The 14,911-nt window shown below is 70.3% G+C and carries 17 protein-coding genes; 9 read left to right on the forward strand and 8 right to left on the reverse strand.

Features of this window, described 5'->3' with window-relative positions; translation table 11 throughout:
• Positions 1 to 66 precede the first annotated feature (66 nt).
• The 4 genes from IF47_RS0101120 to IF47_RS0101135 all read right to left on the reverse strand — a co-directional run bounded on the left by IF47_RS0101120 (position 67) and on the right by IF47_RS0101135 (position 3,947).
• Entirely contained in the window at positions 67 to 1,029 is a 963-nt protein-coding gene (locus tag IF47_RS0101120; RefSeq protein WP_031505954.1) for a zinc-binding dehydrogenase, read from the reverse strand.
• Positions 1,030 to 1,174: 145 nt separating this feature from the next.
• Entirely contained in the window at positions 1,175 to 1,927 is a 753-nt protein-coding gene (locus tag IF47_RS0101125) for an amino acid ABC transporter ATP-binding protein (RefSeq protein ID WP_031505955.1), read from the reverse strand.
• A gap of 11 nt (positions 1,928 to 1,938) precedes the next feature.
• Complete coding sequence (locus tag IF47_RS0101130) at positions 1,939 to 2,925, reverse strand: amino acid ABC transporter permease (protein WP_078591469.1); 987 nt, start codon at positions 2,923 to 2,925, stop codon at positions 1,939 to 1,941.
• A 53-nt stretch (positions 2,926 to 2,978) separates the two neighbouring features.
• Positions 2,979 to 3,947: an ABC transporter substrate-binding protein gene (locus IF47_RS0101135; protein ID WP_031505957.1), complete on the reverse strand. Its 969-nt coding sequence runs from the start codon at positions 3,945 to 3,947 to the stop codon at positions 2,979 to 2,981.
• A 555-nt stretch (positions 3,948 to 4,502) separates the two neighbouring features.
• Here IF47_RS0101135 and IF47_RS0101140 point away from each other — a divergent pair.
• Positions 4,503 to 5,708: an NAD(P)-dependent malic enzyme gene (locus IF47_RS0101140; RefSeq protein WP_031505959.1), complete on the forward strand. Its 1,206-nt coding sequence runs from the start codon at positions 4,503 to 4,505 to the stop codon at positions 5,706 to 5,708.
• Between the two features lie 131 nt (positions 5,709 to 5,839).
• Here IF47_RS0101140 and IF47_RS0101145 read toward each other — a convergent pair whose 3' ends face one another.
• A complete protein-coding gene (locus tag IF47_RS0101145) occupies positions 5,840 to 6,622 on the reverse strand; it encodes a class I SAM-dependent methyltransferase (RefSeq protein WP_031505960.1) in 783 nt (260 codons plus the stop codon).
• Positions 6,623 to 6,720: 98 nt separating this feature from the next.
• Here IF47_RS0101145 and IF47_RS0101150 point away from each other — a divergent pair, with 98 nt between their 5' ends.
• A complete protein-coding gene (locus tag IF47_RS0101150; RefSeq protein WP_031505961.1) occupies positions 6,721 to 7,335 on the forward strand; it encodes a CGNR zinc finger domain-containing protein in 615 nt (204 codons plus the stop codon).
• Here the strand turns inward: IF47_RS0101150 and sodX are convergent.
• Positions 7,254 to 7,670 (reverse strand): nickel-type superoxide dismutase maturation protease, encoded by a 417-nt coding sequence (gene sodX / locus IF47_RS0101155; RefSeq protein ID WP_031505962.1) that lies wholly within the window; start codon positions 7,668 to 7,670, stop codon positions 7,254 to 7,256. The genes IF47_RS0101150 and sodX overlap by 82 nt on opposite strands.
• Positions 7,671 to 7,830: 160 nt before the next feature.
• On the opposite strand from sodX, the gene sodN reads away from it, so the two are divergent.
• Positions 7,831 to 8,226: a superoxide dismutase, Ni gene (sodN, locus tag IF47_RS0101160; RefSeq protein ID WP_031505963.1), complete on the forward strand. Its 396-nt coding sequence runs from the start codon at positions 7,831 to 7,833 to the stop codon at positions 8,224 to 8,226.
• Positions 8,227 to 8,536: 310 nt separating this feature from the next.
• On the opposite strand, the gene IF47_RS0101165 is transcribed toward sodN, so the two are convergent.
• Entirely contained in the window at positions 8,537 to 8,935 is a 399-nt protein-coding gene (locus IF47_RS0101165) for a DUF2267 domain-containing protein (RefSeq protein WP_342667209.1), read from the reverse strand.
• Between the two features lie 500 nt (positions 8,936 to 9,435).
• On the opposite strand from IF47_RS0101165, the gene IF47_RS0101170 reads away from it, so the two are divergent.
• The 4 genes from IF47_RS0101170 (at position 9,436) to IF47_RS0101185 (ending at position 12,556) form a co-directional block, all read left to right on the forward strand.
• Positions 9,436 to 10,365, forward strand: a complete 930-nt coding sequence (locus IF47_RS0101170) for a 1-aminocyclopropane-1-carboxylate deaminase/D-cysteine desulfhydrase (protein WP_051716809.1) — start codon at positions 9,436 to 9,438, stop codon at positions 10,363 to 10,365.
• Positions 10,366 to 10,374: 9 nt separating this feature from the next.
• On the forward strand, positions 10,375 to 10,917 hold the full coding sequence (locus IF47_RS0101175) for a GNAT family N-acetyltransferase (protein ID WP_037731683.1): 543 nt from the start codon (positions 10,375 to 10,377) through the stop codon (positions 10,915 to 10,917).
• 236 nt (positions 10,918 to 11,153) lie between these two features.
• A complete protein-coding gene (locus IF47_RS0101180) occupies positions 11,154 to 11,567 on the forward strand; it encodes an ATP-binding protein (RefSeq protein ID WP_031505968.1) in 414 nt (137 codons plus the stop codon).
• On the forward strand, positions 11,564 to 12,556 hold the full coding sequence (locus IF47_RS0101185; protein WP_425423541.1) for an RNA polymerase sigma factor SigF: 993 nt from the start codon (positions 11,564 to 11,566) through the stop codon (positions 12,554 to 12,556). The genes IF47_RS0101180 and IF47_RS0101185 overlap by 4 nt, the downstream gene beginning before the upstream one ends.
• 37 nt (positions 12,557 to 12,593) lie before the next feature.
• Here IF47_RS0101185 and IF47_RS0101190 read toward each other — a convergent pair whose 3' ends face one another.
• The gene (locus IF47_RS0101190; RefSeq protein WP_031505971.1) at positions 12,594 to 13,043 is read right to left on the reverse strand and encodes a hypothetical protein; all 450 of its coding nucleotides are present in this window, start codon (positions 13,041 to 13,043) and stop codon (positions 12,594 to 12,596) included.
• 88 nt (positions 13,044 to 13,131) lie between these two features.
• Here IF47_RS0101190 and IF47_RS0101195 point away from each other — a divergent pair, with 88 nt between their 5' ends.
• Entirely contained in the window at positions 13,132 to 14,100 is a 969-nt protein-coding gene (locus IF47_RS0101195; RefSeq protein ID WP_031505973.1) for a diacylglycerol/lipid kinase family protein, read from the forward strand.
• Between the two features lie 317 nt (positions 14,101 to 14,417).
• Positions 14,418 to 14,675, forward strand: a complete 258-nt coding sequence (locus IF47_RS0101200) for a WhiB family transcriptional regulator (RefSeq protein WP_031505974.1) — start codon at positions 14,418 to 14,420, stop codon at positions 14,673 to 14,675.
• Positions 14,676 to 14,911: the final 236 nt, after the last annotated feature.

Raw genomic sequence — 14,911 nt, forward strand, 5'->3', positions numbered from 1 at the left:
CGACGGTCGGCCGCCGCCGCGCGAAGAGTCCCGACCGAGCCGTCGGCCGGTCGGGCCGTCGGGCTGTCAGACCGTCAGGACGACCTTGCCGAAGAGGTCGCCCGTCGCCATCTTCTCGAAGCCCTCGCGGGCCCGGTCCAGCGGCAGGACGGTGTCGATCACCGGGCGGACGCCCTTGACGGTGCAGAAGTTCAGCAGCGAGGCCAGCTCCTCCTTGCTGCCCATCGTGGAACCGACGACCTTCAGCTCCAGGAAGAAGATCCGGTTCAACTCCGTGGCGGGCGGGTTCGGGCCGCTGGTCGCACCCGAGATCACCAGCGTTCCGCCGGGCTTGAGCGACTTCACCGAGTGGGACCAGGTGGCGGCGCCCACCGTCTCGATCACCGCGTCCACCCGGTGCGGCAGTCGGGCTCCGCTCTCGAACGCGGCCTCGGCGCCCAGCTCCTCGGCACGCTTGCGCTTGCCCTCGTCGCGGCTGGTGGCGAAGACCCGCAGGCCCGCCGCGGCGCCCAGCACGATGGCCGCCGTGGCGACACCGCCGCCCGCACCCTGGACCAGGACGGAGTCCCCGGGACGCACACCGGCGTTTGTGAACAGCATCCGGTAGGCGGTCAGCCACGCCGTCGGCAGGCAGGCGGCCTCCTCGAAGGAGAGTTCCTTGGGCTTGGGCAGGACGTTCCACTGCGGCACGGCGACCCGCTCGGCGAACGTGCCCTGGTACTTCTCGGTCAGGATCGAGGGCCTCTCACGCGGCCCGACCCCGTGGCCGGTCGCGCCGATCACCGAGTGGAGCACCACCTCGTTGCCGTCGGCGTCCACCCCGGCCGCGTCGCAGCCGAGGATCATCGGCAGGGATTCCTCGCCGAGACCCACCCCGCGCAGGGACCACAGGTCGTGGTGGTTGAGGGAGGCGGCCTTGACGTCGATGGTCGTCCAGCCCACGGGCACGTCCGGTTCCGGACGGTCGCCCAGTTCGAGTCCGTTCAGCGGCTGGTCACGGTCGATGCGCGCGGCATAGGCAGCAAACATGATCCGAACCCTAGGCCGCTCGACGGCGCGGGGGAACCGGACACCGGTGTGACGCGCGCCGCGACCCGCGGGACGGAATCGGGCGGCGCGGAACCCCGTGCGGGGTTCCGCGCCGCCCGATCCGCCGGGTCGGCCCCATGGCCCCTTACAGGACCTTCGACAGGAACGCCTTCGTCCGCTCGTGCCGCGGGTTGGTCAGCACCTCGCGCGGGTGGCCGGACTCGACGACCACACCGTCGTCCATGAAGACCAGCGAGTCGCCGACCTCGCGGGCGAAGCCCATCTCGTGGGTGACGACGATCATCGTCATGCCGTCCTCGGCCAGGTCGCGCATGACGTCCAGCACCTCGCCGACCAACTCCGGGTCGAGCGCCGAGGTGGGCTCGTCGAAGAGCATCAGCTTGGGTTCCATCGCCAGCGCCCGGGCGATGGCCACCCGCTGCTGCTGGCCACCGGAGAGCTGGGAGGGGTAGTGGTCGGTCCGCTCGCCGAGGCCGACGCGGTCCAGCAGCTTCAGCGCCCGCTCCCGGGCCACCGCCCTGGTCTCGCCCTTGACCTGGACCGGCGCCTCCATGACGTTCTCCACCGCCGTCATGTGGGGGAAGAGGTTGAAACGCTGGAAGACCATGCCGATGTCGCGGCGCTGGGCCGCGACCTCGCGCTCCTTGAGCTCGTAGAGCTTGTCGCCCTTCTGCCGGTAGCCGACGAGGTCACCGTCGACCCACAGCCGTCCGGCGCTGATCTTCTCCAGGTGGTTGATGCAGCGCAGGAAAGTGGACTTGCCGGAGCCGGACGGGCCGACCAGGCAGAACACCTCGCCCTGGGCCACCTCCAGGTCGATGCCCTTGAGGATGTGGGCGTGCCCGAAGGACTTGTGGACGCCCTCCGCCTTCACCATCGGGGTCATGCCTACACCCCTCCCTGACTCGGAGAACGCAGCGAGAACAGGTTCGCCTTCACCTTCTGCCATGGGGTGGACGGCAGGCTGCGGGTCGAACCGCGCTGGAAGTGACGCTCCAGGTAGTACTGGCCGACGCTGAAGACCGAGGTGAGCAGCAGGTACCAGATGGTGGCCACCAACAGCAGTTCCATCACCGCGAGGTTGCGCGAGGAGATCTTGGTGGCCGACAGGAGCAGCTCGCCGTACTGGATGGCATAGGCCAGCGACGAGGTCTTGAGCATGTTGATGAACTCGTTGCCGGTCGGCGGGATGATCACCCGCATGGCCTGCGGCAGCACGATCCGCCGCATGGTGCGGGCGCGGGTCATGCCCAGGGCGTGCGCCGCCTCGGTCTGGCCCTCGTCCACCGACTGGATGCCGGCCCGGCTGATCTCGGCCATGTAGGCGGCCTCGTTCAGACCGAGGCCCAGCAGCGCGGCGAGGAACGGCGTCATGACGTCGTTCATCTCGTCGCGGTAGAAGCCCAGGTCCAGGACCGGGAAGATCAGCGCCAGGTTGTACCAGAGCAGGAGCTGCACCAGGACGGGCGTGCCGCGGAAGACCCAGATGTACCCCCAGGCGACGGAGGACATCACCGGGTTCTTCGACAGCCGCATCACGGCGAGGATCGTGCCGAGCACGACGCCCAGGAGCATCGCGAGCAGCGTGATCCACAGGGTGTTGATGGCACCCGCGATGATCGTCTCGTGGTCGAGGTAGTCGCCCACCGTCGACCAGCCGATCTGGGCGTTCGCGAACGCCGACACCAGCATGGCCAACACGACCAGCACGACCACGGCGCTGATCCACCGGCCGTAGTGGCGTACCGGAATGGCTTTGACGGCCTCGGGCGGAACCGGGGAGCTCTTGGCCACCGGCCCCGTCCCGCCCGCCCCGCCGGAGTCCTTGGTGATGGACACCGTCGGGGCCGGCACCTTTTCTTCAGGGTCGGACACGGATGGTTACCTTTGCTGTGAGGGTGCGGCGGGACCGTGTGGTCCGGTACTGCTCACTTGCCGCCGTTGACGACGGCCTCTTCGACTCCGGCGTCGGTGACGTCCCACTTCTCCAGGACCTTCTGGTACTCGCCGTTGTCGATGATCGCGTCGAGGGCGGCCTTGATGGCGTCGCGGAGTTCGGTGTTCTTCTTGCTCACGGCGATGCCGTAGGGGGCGGCGTCGATCTGTTCGCCGACGACCTCGAAGTCCTTGCCCCCGCCGGAGGTCTTGGCGTTGTACGCCGCGACCGGGTAGTCGTTGATGTCCGCGACCGCGCGTCCCTGCTTCACCTGGAGCAGCGCCTCGGTGTCCTTCTCAAAGGCGAGGATCTTGATCGGCTTGTCGCACTTCTTGTTCTGCGCCTCGGCGAGGTCCTCGTTCGCCGTGCCGCGCTGGAGGGCGACGGTCCTGCCGCAGAGGTCGTCCAGGGACGTGATGCCCTCGGGGTTGCCCTTCTTGACCAGGATCGCGGAGCCGGCCCGGAAGTAGTCGACGAAGTCCGCGCCGCCCTGGGCGTCCTCGCTCGCGCCCTGCTGGCGCTCCTTGGTGTCGGTCATGGCCGACATCACGATGTCGAAGCGGCCGGAATTCATGCCGAGGACGAGCTGGTCGAAGGTTCCGTTGGTGAACTCGAACTCGACACCGAGCTGCTTCTCCAGGGCGTCGGCCAGGTCGGGGTCGATGCCGGCGACCTGGTCGTTCTCGTCGTAGAACTCGACCGGCGCGTAGGCGATGTCCGAGCCGACCTTGATGACGCCCGCGGACCGGATCTTCTCGGGGAGCTTGTCGAAGAGCGGGGCCTGGGACGTCTTGGCCTTGGTGTCGCCACCACCCTTCTCACCACCGCCGTCGGTCTGGTCGCCGCACGCCGTCAGCAGCAGGGAGCCCGCGACCGCGAGGGCTCCGACCGCGGCGAGGCGCCGCCGCGCGGAGGAACGGGAGGTACCCGTGGGCAGGGGGCGGGTCGTGCGAGCGGTCATGGGTGGTCCTCCTGCGGGGTGAGTGGAGCAGCCGATCGGCCGAGCACACCTCCACGTGTGTGGCGCGGCCCTCTGCGATGAAGGGAATCTTGCCATCCGGCCCCTGGAGGCCAGGATGGTCACCAGGTCAAAATCGGATAACGGGATGGCAGGATCGATCATCGGACGTCGGTTACGGCAGGTAACCCGCCGCTCGTATGAGCGGCGACCCTAACAGAAGGAGAGTTTCGTCACTCCTCACGTCCCCTGACCTCCCGTCGCCGGAGCGTCACTCCGGCCTCTGCCCAGGGGTTTTGTCCCTGTCGTCCCAGGTACGGGGGCGTCCCGGAGCCGTCCACGAGATGGAAGCCACTCGTATGCCGCGTTCGGTATCCGGTAGAAAGAGCAGTTACACCCCTCACCCGGGGACCAGGGCGTGTGTGCGGCGCGCCCGGCGTCCGTGACTCCCTCGACGGTGGCCCCATCCATCGAACAGGCCGCGGGCGTGGTGCCCGCCCGCTCCTCGACCAGGCAGCGGCCACCCTCGCAGAAATTTTCGACAAAGGGGTTAGAACAGTGGCAGCGGAGATCGTCAATTCCGGGAGCGAACTGGAGAACGACGTCGATCCGGCCATCGATCCGGCGTTCGCTCTGCACCGCGGCGGCAAGATGGCGGTTCGGGCGACCGTGCCGGTGCGGGACGCGGACGACCTGTCCCTGGCCTACACGCCCGGTGTGGCCAAGGTGTGCAGCGCCATCGCGGAACAGCCGGAACTGGTCCACGACTACACGTGGAAGTCCCAGGTCGTGGCGGTCGTCACGGACGGCACCGCGGTGCTGGGCCTGGGCGACATCGGACCGGAGGCGTCCCTTCCGGTGATGGAGGGCAAGGCCATCCTCTTCAAGCAGTTCGGCGGTGTCGACGCGATCCCGATCGCGCTGTCCTGCACGGACGTGGACGAGATCGTGGAGACCATCGTCCGCATGGCGCCCTCCTTCGGAGGCGTCAACCTGGAGGACATCTCCGCGCCCCGCTGCTTCGAGATCGAGCGCAGGCTCCAGGAGCGCCTGGACATCCCGGTCTTCCACGACGACCAGCACGGCACGGCCGTGGTCACGCTCGCCGCCCTGCGCAACGCCGCCCGGCTGCGCGGCGTCGAGCTCGGCGAGCTGCGCGCCGTCATCTCCGGGGCGGGGGCGGCCGGCGTCGCCATCGCCCGCATCCTGGTCGAGGCGGGGATCGGCGATGTGACGGTCTGCGACCGCAAGGGCATCGTCTCTCCCGACCGCACGGACCTCACCGCCGTCAAGCGCGAGCTGGCGGGCTTCACCAACAAGGCGGGCCTGACCGGATCGCTGGAGACGGCGATGGAGGGCGCCGACGTCTTCGTCGGCGTCAGCGGCGGCACGGTCCCCGAGGAGGCCGTCGCGAAGATGGCCAAGGACGCGTTCGTCTTCGCCATGGCCAACCCCACGCCGGAGATCCACCCGGACGTGGCGCGCAAGTACGCCTCGGTCGTCGCCACCGGCCGAAGCGACTACCCGAACCAGATCAACAACGTCCTCGCCTTCCCGGGCATCTTCGCGGGCGCCCTCCAGGTGCGGGCCTCGCGGATCACCGAGGGCATGAAGCTGGCCGCGGCCGACGCCCTGGCCTCGGTGGTCGCCGACGAGCTGAGCGCGGAGAAGGTGATCCCCTCGCCGTTCGACGAGCGGGTCGCCCCGGCGGTCACCGCCGCCGTCGCCGCCGCCGCCCGCGCCGAGGGCGTCGCCCGGCGCTGACCGGCGCCGACCGGCCCACAACGGCCCAGAACGGCCGCGGGGGTGGTGCGAACCGGTGCACCGGTTCGCACCACCCCCGCGGCCGTTGTCCGTCGGCTCCCGGTGCCGGAAGCCGGCGCCGGGAGCCGATGTCACTTCAGCGCGAGCACCATCGCGTCGGTCGGCGAGGCCCACACCGTCCGAGCCTCGGCGAAGCCGGCCGCCCGCAGCGCCTCGGCGTGCCAGGCGGCGGGCTTCGCCTGATCGTCGGCGTGGTCCCCCTCCGCCGGGTTGCCGAAGATGCGGAAGCGCTCGGCGGTCGGTTCCGCCAGCACCGGGTCCGCCGCGGCCGCCGCCCACCACTCCGCCCAGTCCTGCGCGCCCGCGGCCTTCTCGCGCTCGCGGCGCGCCTGCTGGAAGGCGTTCACGGCCTCGTTGATCCGGGGCGTGGACTCGTCGGGCATGTGGTCGGCGTTGAGGAGGATCCCGCCGTCCCGCACCACGTCCGCGATCTGCCCGTACAGCGTCCGCAGGTCGTCCTCGGGCAGCCAGTGCAGCGCGGTGGAGGTGAGCACGGCGTCGTACTCGCGGTGCGGCAGCGCGTCACGCCACCGGGGATCGCGCAGATCGGCCCGGACGAACTCCACCCGGGAGTCGGCGGCGAAGTATCCGCGCGCGATGGTCAACAGGGCCGGGTCGAGGTCGACTCCGGTGGCGGTCGCCTTGGGGAACCGACGCAGCAGGCGGTCGGAGACGCTGCCCGTGCCGCACGCCAGGTCCAGTACCTTCGGCTCGGGGCCGACCAGTGCCTCGACCGCGTCGAGCATCACCGTGAACCGTTCCTCGCGGTCGGGCAGGTACCACTCCTGCTGGCGGTCCCAGGTGGCCTGCCAGTGTCGCCAGTCCACGTGCGCGGTCGTGTCCGTCTCGGTCATGGCAAACTCCCTGCACTCCGGAAAGTAATAGCCTGGAACGGATAACACCCCTTACTCCGTCCATCCACGACCATAGAACGCATCCGTAAGGACCACAAGTGGAACTCAACTATTACTCGGACTTCGCCGTGCGGCTGGTCAACACCGAGCAGCCCCGGCGCGGCGAGGACACGCTCACCTCGGTCGAGGCCGTGCGCGACCTCTTCGGCCCCAACCGGGCCGCCGCGCGCCGCGCCACGGAGGCCGACGTGACCAGGTTGCGCGGCGTACGGGCACGGCTGCGCGCGGTCTTCACGGCGGCCTCGGAGGGGGACGAGGCCAGGGCCGTGGACCTCCTCAACGCCCTGCTGATGGAGTTCCCCGCCAGCCCCCAGATCTCCGGTCACGACTACCTGGACGACAAGGGACGCCCACGCTGGCACATGCACCTGGCCGACCACCCCGCCAACGCCACGGCCGGGTACGCCGCCACCGCCTGCATGGGCCTGGCCTTCCACCTCACCGAGCTGGGCGTGGACCGGCTGGGCATCTGCCAGGCCGACCCCTGCCGCAACGCCTACCTGGACACCTCGACCAACCGCTCGCGGCGCTACTGCTCGGACCGCTGCGCGACCCGCGCCAACGTCGCCGCCTACCGCGCCCGCAAACGCCTGGAGAACAGCGGGCGCACCGCCGAGAAGAGCCAGACCAACAACGCGCCGGGCCTTCGCTGAACCCGGCGCAGGGGCCGCAACCGCGCCCACGCGCGCGCCACCACGAGTTCGTCGGGCACCACCCCGAACTCGCGACTGTCGTTGCGCACGGACGGGTTGTCGCCCTGCACCCACCAACCACCCGAGCGCCGCGCCACGGCGCGCTTGACGATCAGCAGGTCGTGCTGGAAGGGGTGTCGCACCACCACCACGTGTCCGGGACGCACCGCGCCCCCGTAGCGCACCACCAGCAGGTCCCCGGGGAGCAGCGTGGGCTCCATCGACGGGTTGTAGACCTCGGCCAGCCCGATCCGCAGCAGCCCGCGGCCCTCTTCCTCGTCCACCCGCTCCGGCATCCGCGGCACCTCCGGTCCTCGTCCCTGTACCCGTGCCCCTTCCCCGTCCTCCCCGTCCCGTTGGGACTTTTGTCCTAGGCAGGTGGGGGCACACGCGAAAAGGCGTTCCTCACGGAGTAATCTCACATGTGAGAAGACGATCACGAGGAAGGATGGCTTCATGCTCTCCCGCCTGTTCGCCCCGAAGGTCAAGGTCAGCGCTCACTGCGACCTTCCCTGCGGTGTCTACGACCCCGCCCAGGCCCGCATCGAGGCGGAGTCGGTCAAGGCCATTCAGGAGAAGTACCAGGCCAACGACGACCCGCACTACCGGGCCCGTGCGACCTACATCAAGGAGCAGCGGGCCGAGCTCGCCAAGCACCACATCTCCGTGCTGTGGAGCGACTACTTCAAGGCTCCGCACTTTGAGAAGTACCCCCAGTTGCACCAGCTTGTGAACGACGCCCTCAAGGCCGCCTCGGCCGCCAAGGCCTCCACCGACCCGGCGACGGGCCAGAAGCTGCTGGACCTCATCGCCGAGATCGACAAGATCTTCTGGGAGACCAAGAAGGCCTGACCCGGAGCCGCGCCGCCCGACCGGCGGCGCCCTCCACACGGGAATCTTCCCCTTCCGCACCCGGTCTGCAGGGCTCCGTCACCGAGCCCGTCGCGGACCGGGTGCGGTCGTCTGTACCGAGCGGCCGTCCACCACGGGCCGGTACCAGGACCGAGCGTCACAGAGCGCCCACGCCGAGGCACGGACGTGGGGGCCGTCGCCCGACAGACCCGGCCGCGCGGCGAGCCGAATGAAAACCGAGTGAAAACAGGCCAGCGGCCCGCAGCGATGGTGGCCGCTGCGGGCCGCTGGCCCGACCGTCCGTTCGCGCTCAGACGAGCTGGGCGAGCTGGGCACGCCCGAAGAGCAGGGCGTAGCCCGGCGGGAGCCGATCGATGATGCGGTCCAGCAGATCGTCGCCGGCGATCTCGGCGACGACGCTCAGCACCGAACTGACGTCCCAGCGCGCGGTCGCCGGAGTGGCTCCCTCGATGCGCGCCGCGACGCTGTCGACGAACTGCGCACCGCTCAGGGGCTTGGTGACGCTGAGCTGATCGGTCAGCACGCGCATCCCCTCCTCCGGGAGGCGGACGGCCAACTCCGTCCGCTCCGGCCCGGTGAGGTGGCCCCCCAGGGCCGAGAGCACGATCCGCGAGACACGCTCGGCCTCTCTGGTCGTCGGGTACTGCCCCCGCTCACGCACCTTCGTCACGAACTCGTTCCACCGCATGTCCATCTCCCCTTCCGTACTGCCGGTACCGGCGAGGTGGTCTGCACGGGCCGTCGCTCGCTGTTCCGGTCTGCCCTGGGCAGCCGGCACGGCACTGAGTGCAATGCCCTCCATACACCTATATAGCCTACGCCAAGAAAACTTGACAACAGCAGACTCAGTGCACTGCAGCCACCTCGTGTAAGCCCTGATCCCGGGGGCGCGGCGACGGGCTTCCACGGGTCGGGGCGTACTCCATGTGCCCCGGAAAAACGCTTTCATACGGACGCGCTGTCGGCGTTCGCAAAGGCGTACGGGGCACCTGTCTCCTTCCCCGTTCACCGGCCGTAATGCCTTTCTTCAAGGGATCGGCGGGATCCGACGACGACCACACGGGATCTTCGCGGCCGGAACGACGTCCGGTCCCGACTCCGGCTCCGGCTCCGTCCGCGGCTTCCGGGACGGACCGGGCGTGACACGGAGTGACACGCCGGCGGGACAATGGCACGGTGAGCAGCGCGATCCCCGGCCGTCCCCTTGGCTCCTCCCCGCCGTCCGGCCCCGAGGCGGCCCTGGCGGCCCTCGCCCCGCGTCTGCCCTCCCCGCTGACGGAGGTGGCCGACGAGCGCTTCGCGCGCCGCGGCGTCCGCCTGCTCCTCAAGCGCGACGACCTGATACACCCAGACCTCGTCGGCAACAAGTGGCGCAAGCTCGTCCCCAATCTGCGCGCCGCCCTGCGCGACGGCCGGGACACGCTGCTGACCTTCGGCGGCGCGTACTCCAACCACCTGCGCGCCACGGCCGCCGCCGGACGTCTGCTGGGCCTGTCCACGATCGGGGTGGTGCGGGGCGAGGAACTGGCCGACCGACCGCTCAACGACTCCCTGTCCCGCTGCGTCGCCGACGGCATGCGGCTGCACTTCGTGGCGCGGGCCGAGTACCGCCGCAGGAACGACCCGGCGTGGGTCGACCGCCTGCACGATCTCTTCGGTCCGTTCCTCCTCGTCCCGGAGGGCGGCAGCAACGCGGCGGCCGTGCGGGGCGCCGCCGAACTGGGCCGGGAGCTGCGCGGCGCCGCCGACGTGGCGGCCGTCGCGTGCGGCACGGGCGGCACACTCGCCGGACTCGCCGCCGGACTGGCCGAGGGGCAGTACGCCGTCGGTTTCTCCGTCCTGCGGGGCGGCTTCCTCACCGGCGAGGTCGAGCGGCTCCAGCACGACGCCTTCGGCCGCCGCCGCGGCTCCTGGACGGTGGAGGACCGCTTCCACTGTGGCGGGTTCGCCCGCACCACCCCCGATCTGGAGGCGTTCGCCCGGGACTTCGCGGACCGGCACGGGCTGCCGGAGCTGGACCGCACCTATGTCGCCAAGGCGTTGTACGGCCTGACCACCCTGGTCGGGGAGGGCGCCTTCCCCCCGGGGACGACGGTGGCCGCCGTGGTGACCGGTTAGCCTCACCACGTGATTCGAACAGCGACCCCCGAAGACGTCCCCGTGATCCACGCCATGATCCGCGAACTGGCGGAGTACGAGCGCGCGCTGGAGCACGCCAGGGCCACCGAGGAACAACTGCGCGACGCCCTCTTCCGCGAGAACCCCGCCGTCTTCGCGCTGGTCGCCGAGGACGACGCCGGCGGAGAGCCCGTCGGCTTCGCCCTGTGGTTCCTGAACTACTCGACCTGGACCGGCACCCACGGGGTGTACCTGGAGGACCTGTACGTCCGCCCCCACGCACGCGGCGACGGTCACGGCAAGGCGCTGCTGGCCGAACTCGCCCGCGTCTGCGTCGAGCGGGGTTACGAACGTTTCCAGTGGTGGGTACTGAACTGGAACGAGCCCGGCATCGGCTTCTACAAGGCGCTCGGCGCCGAGCCGATGGACGAGTGGACGGTCTTCCGCCTCTCCGGCGAACCGCTGCGGGCCCTCGCCGCCGGCGCCGAAGCGCCCGGGAACACCGGGGAATCCGCGGCGCCGGGAACATCCGGAGGCTCTCGAACGCTGTGAACGCGGCGTGACCGAAACGGATTCGGCACCGCAGACCCCTAGCCACGGACAGTACCCATGTGTTTACCATGAGTGACGCCAACGGGAAAGGTGCCGTTCGAGACCGGGCGACAGCACGCCTCGGATCGCGATAGCGTCGCAGACGAACGCTCTGCCGCGCCGGGCCGTTCCCCCTCCTACACGGGGCGCCGGACCGGCGTTCGCAGTCATCAGCTCGTGCCACCTTGGAGGTGAGGGTGTCCCAGATCGCAGGCGAGCCCGGGACGCAGGACTTCGTCGAGGTCCGGCTGCCCGCCGAGGGCGCCTACCTGTCGGTGCTGCGTACCGCCACCGCCGGTCTCGCGGCCCGTTTGGACTTCACCCTCGACGAGATCGAGGATCTGCGCATCGCCGTCGACGAGGCGTGCGCCATCCTGCTCCAGCAAGCCGTTCCCGGCGGAGTGTTGACCTGCGTCTTCAAGCTCGTCGGGGACTCCCTGTGGGTGACCGTCTCGGCGCCCACCACAGACGGCCGCGCGCCCGAGCGCGACACGTTCGCCTGGACGGTGCTGTCCGCACTGGCCGGCGAGGTCGACTCCTCCGTGGCCGAGGATCGCACGGTCAGCATCAGCCTGCACAAGAAGCGCGGCGCCGGCCCAGGGGCGTCGTGACCGACGCACATGGGCCGGTACGGGACAAGGGGGTCGCTGTGAACGACCTGGAGCGTGAAACACGGACGGGCCGCCACGAGAAGGCTGCCGGTCCGGTCATCCCCGAGCAGCACGCCCGGCCTCATCCGGCCGAATCCCATCGGCGAGCGGAGCGTGCGGAGCGAGCGGGTGCCATGGAAGACCAGCAGCACGGCGGGCGCGTGGACGGCGCGGACGGTCGCCGGCGGCCCGGTTCGCAGGATCGCGGCGGGGCACGGGACCTCTTCGTCAGATTGCGCGGCCTTCCGGAGGGCTCTCCGGAGCGGGCGGAGCTCCGCGACGCCCTGGTACGGATGCACCTGCCCCTGGTCGAGCACCTGGCGCGGCGCTTCCGCAACCGCGGGGAGCCGCTGGACGACCTGACGCAGGTGGCCACGATCGGCCTGATCAAGTCGGTGGACCGCTTCGACCCGGAGCGCGGTGTGGAGTTCTCCACCTACGCCACCCCGACGGTCGTCGGCGAGATCAAGCGGCACTTCCGCGACAAGGGCTGGGCGGTGCGGGTGCCGCGTCGGCTCCAGGAGCTGCGGCTCTCCCTGACCACGGCGACCGCGGAGCTGTCCCAGCAGCACGGGCGCGCCCCGACCGTCCACGAGTTGGCCGAGCGGCTGTCGATCTCCGAGGAGGAGGTCCTGGAGGGCCTGGAGTCGGCGAACGCCTACAGCACGCTCTCCCTCGACGTCCCGGACACCGACGACGAGTCCCCGGCCGTCGCGGACACCCTCGGCGCGGAGGACGACGCCCTGGAGGGCGTGGAGTACCGCGAGTCCCTCAAGCCGCTGCTCGAGGAGCTGCCGCCGCGGGAGAAGAAGATCCTGCTGCTGCGGTTCTTCGGGAACATGACCCAATCCCAGATCGCCCAGGAGGTCGGCATCTCCCAGATGCACGTCTCACGCCTGCTGGCCCGCACCCTGGCGCAGTTGCGCGACCGGCTGCTGGTCGAGGAGTAGACGTCCGGGGGCGGGCGGAGCGGCGGCGGTACGGCGGTCAGCCGTCCCGCGGCTCGCGCGGGCCGATGCCCAACGCCTCGGTGGCGGTCGGGCTCAGCACGCAGACCAGCACCGCCAGTCCGATGAGGGCGATGGTCACCCCGAGCGCGAGCCACACACCGCCGTTCTGCGCCATCTGCCAGCCCGCCGGGACGGCCATGAGCTGCACGATCATGGCCGGTCCGCGGCTCCACCGGCGCAGCAGCCACAGCCCCCGCGCGGCTGCCAGCGGCAGGACGGCCAGGGCCAGTACCGTCACGGCTCCCGTGAGGGCCTGGACGGTGTCGTCGGCGTGGCGTCCGGTCAGGAGCATGACCAGCATGGAGATCCCCAGGCCCGCCACCACCAGCCCCTGCGCCGCCACCAGCACGGCCGCGACGGCGAGACGGGCCGGGCGGGAGGATGCGGGAGGCCGGGGGCTGTCGGTGGAGGGTGCGTCCGTGCTCACCCCGCCAGGGTAACGGGGCGTTCACGGGACGGTCGCCGCCCACCCCGGGTTTGGGCCGCTCCGCCGACGGATGGGTACTCTGCACTCCATGCGCGCGCTCCTCGTGGTCAACCCGGCAGCCACCACCACCAGTGCGCGGACCCGCGACGTGCTCATCCACGCCCTGGCCAGCGACCTCAAGCTGGAGGTCGCCACCACCGAGTACCGGGGGCACGCCCGGGACCTCGGGCGGCAGGCGGTCCAGCGCGGGGAGATCGAGCTGGTCATCGTGCTCGGTGGCGACGGCACGGTCAACGAGGTCGTCAACGGGCTGCTGCACGAGGGGCCCGCTCCCGACGCCCTCCCCCGGCTGGCGGTCGTGCCCGGCGGCTCGACCAACGTCTTCGCCCGCGCGCTCGGCCTGCCCAACGACGCGGTGGAGGCCACCGGCGCCCTTCTGGACGCGCTGCACTCGGGCAGCGAGCGCACGGTGGGCCTGGGCCTGGCGGCCGGCACTCCGGGGACGGACGACGCGGAGGTGCCCGCCCGCTGGTTCACCTTCTGCGCGGGGCTCGGCTTCGACGCGGGCGTGGTGGGCCGGGTCGAACAGAAGCGGGAGCGCGGCAAGCGCTCGACGCACGCCCTCTACGTGCGTCAGGTGCTGCGGCAGTTCCTGGGGGACACCCACCGCCGCCAGGGGACGATCACGCTCCGGCGGCCGGGCGAGGAGCCCGTCCGCGACCTGGCCCTGTCGATAGTCTGCAACACCGCCCCCTGGACCTACCTGGGCAACCGTCCGGTGTACGCGGCCCCTCGGGCCTCCTTCGACACCGCCCTCGACGTGCTCGGTCTCACCCGGCTCACACCGTCCGCGGTGACCCGCTACGGAACCCAGTTGCTGACGTCCTCGCCCGAACGCGGCCCACGCGGCAGGCACGCGGTCTCACTGCACGACCTCACCGACTTCACCTTGGAATCACAGGTGCCACTGCCGTTTCAGATGGACGGTGACCACCTGGGACTGCGCACGAACGTGACGTTCACAGGCGTACGTCGTGCACTGCGTGTGATTGTGTAAGTGGATCTGGTGAAAGTCCTTTCAGTCGAACGTTTAGGCCAGGATCCACCCCCTGGAAGTACGGCTGTGACCTAGTCGACACCAAGGAATCAAAAAAAACTTTCCGGAAGGGGTTGTATCCGCCGCCGAGGTTTGCGAGTCTCTTCATGGCGATCGGGACGGTCGAATCATCGACCCCATGAGAGCCCCGAATCCACCTCCTCATCCTTAGGGACACACCCAGGAAGCCTGGGCGATGCCCCTTCCCTTGTGGAGGGATTCGTGAAAGCGTTCACATTCACAAGCAATTACCGCAACGCGTAGGAGATGGAGCAGCCATGGACTGGCGTCACAACGCCGTTTGCCGCGAGGAAGACCCCGAGCTCTTCTTCCCGATCGGCAACACCGGTCCTGCGCTGCTGCAGATCGAGGAAGCCAAGGCCGTCTGCCGTCGCTGCCCCGTGATGGAGCAGTGCCTGCAGTGGGCTCTGGAGACCGGCCAGGACTCCGGTGTCTGGGGTGGCCTCAGCGAGGACGAGCGCCGCGCCATGAAGCGCCGCGCCGCCCGCAACCGGGCGCGCAAGGCCACCGCCTGACGCCCACCCCGCCACCCGCTGCCCCCGAACCGCAGCGCGCAGTGCCCGCAGTGCGCACCGCAACGACGACGTCGAGCCCCGGACCGTACGGCCCCCGCCGCGGTCCGGGGCTCGGTGTCGTACAGGGGGCGCACGGGGCCCGCTCCACCGGGTCGGGCGCTCCACGGGGACGTTCCGGTGGGGGCGTCCCGGTGAGGACGTCCTCCGCCCGGGCCTGACGTGCGACGGGGGCGCCC

Source organism: Streptomyces megasporus (genome assembly GCF_000718985.1).
GTDB lineage: Bacteria > Actinomycetota > Actinomycetes > Streptomycetales > Streptomycetaceae > Streptomyces > Streptomyces megasporus.

Coding starts and splice junctions, on each gene's coding strand:
- IF47_RS0101120 (WP_031505954.1), bottom strand. CDS start 1,029: ATGTTTGCTGCCTATGCCGCGCGCATCGACCGTGACCAGCCGCTGAAC.
- IF47_RS0101125 (WP_031505955.1), bottom strand. CDS start 1,927: ATGGTGAAGGCGGAGGGCGTCCACAAGTCCTTCGGGCACGCCCACATC.
- IF47_RS0101135 (WP_031505957.1), bottom strand. CDS start 3,947: ATGACCGCTCGCACGACCCGCCCCCTGCCCACGGGTACCTCCCGTTCC.
- IF47_RS0101145 (WP_031505960.1), bottom strand. CDS start 6,622: ATGACCGAGACGGACACGACCGCGCACGTGGACTGGCGACACTGGCAG.
- sodX (WP_031505962.1), bottom strand. CDS start 7,670: ATGCCGGAGCGGGTGGACGAGGAAGAGGGCCGCGGGCTGCTGCGGATC.
- sodN (WP_031505963.1), top strand. CDS start 7,831: ATGCTCTCCCGCCTGTTCGCCCCGAAGGTCAAGGTCAGCGCTCACTGC.
- IF47_RS0101165 (WP_342667209.1), bottom strand. CDS start 8,935: ATGCGGTGGAACGAGTTCGTGACGAAGGTGCGTGAGCGGGGGCAGTAC.
- IF47_RS0101195 (WP_031505973.1), top strand. CDS start 13,132: ATGCGCGCGCTCCTCGTGGTCAACCCGGCAGCCACCACCACCAGTGCG.
- IF47_RS0101200 (WP_031505974.1), top strand. CDS start 14,418: ATGGACTGGCGTCACAACGCCGTTTGCCGCGAGGAAGACCCCGAGCTC.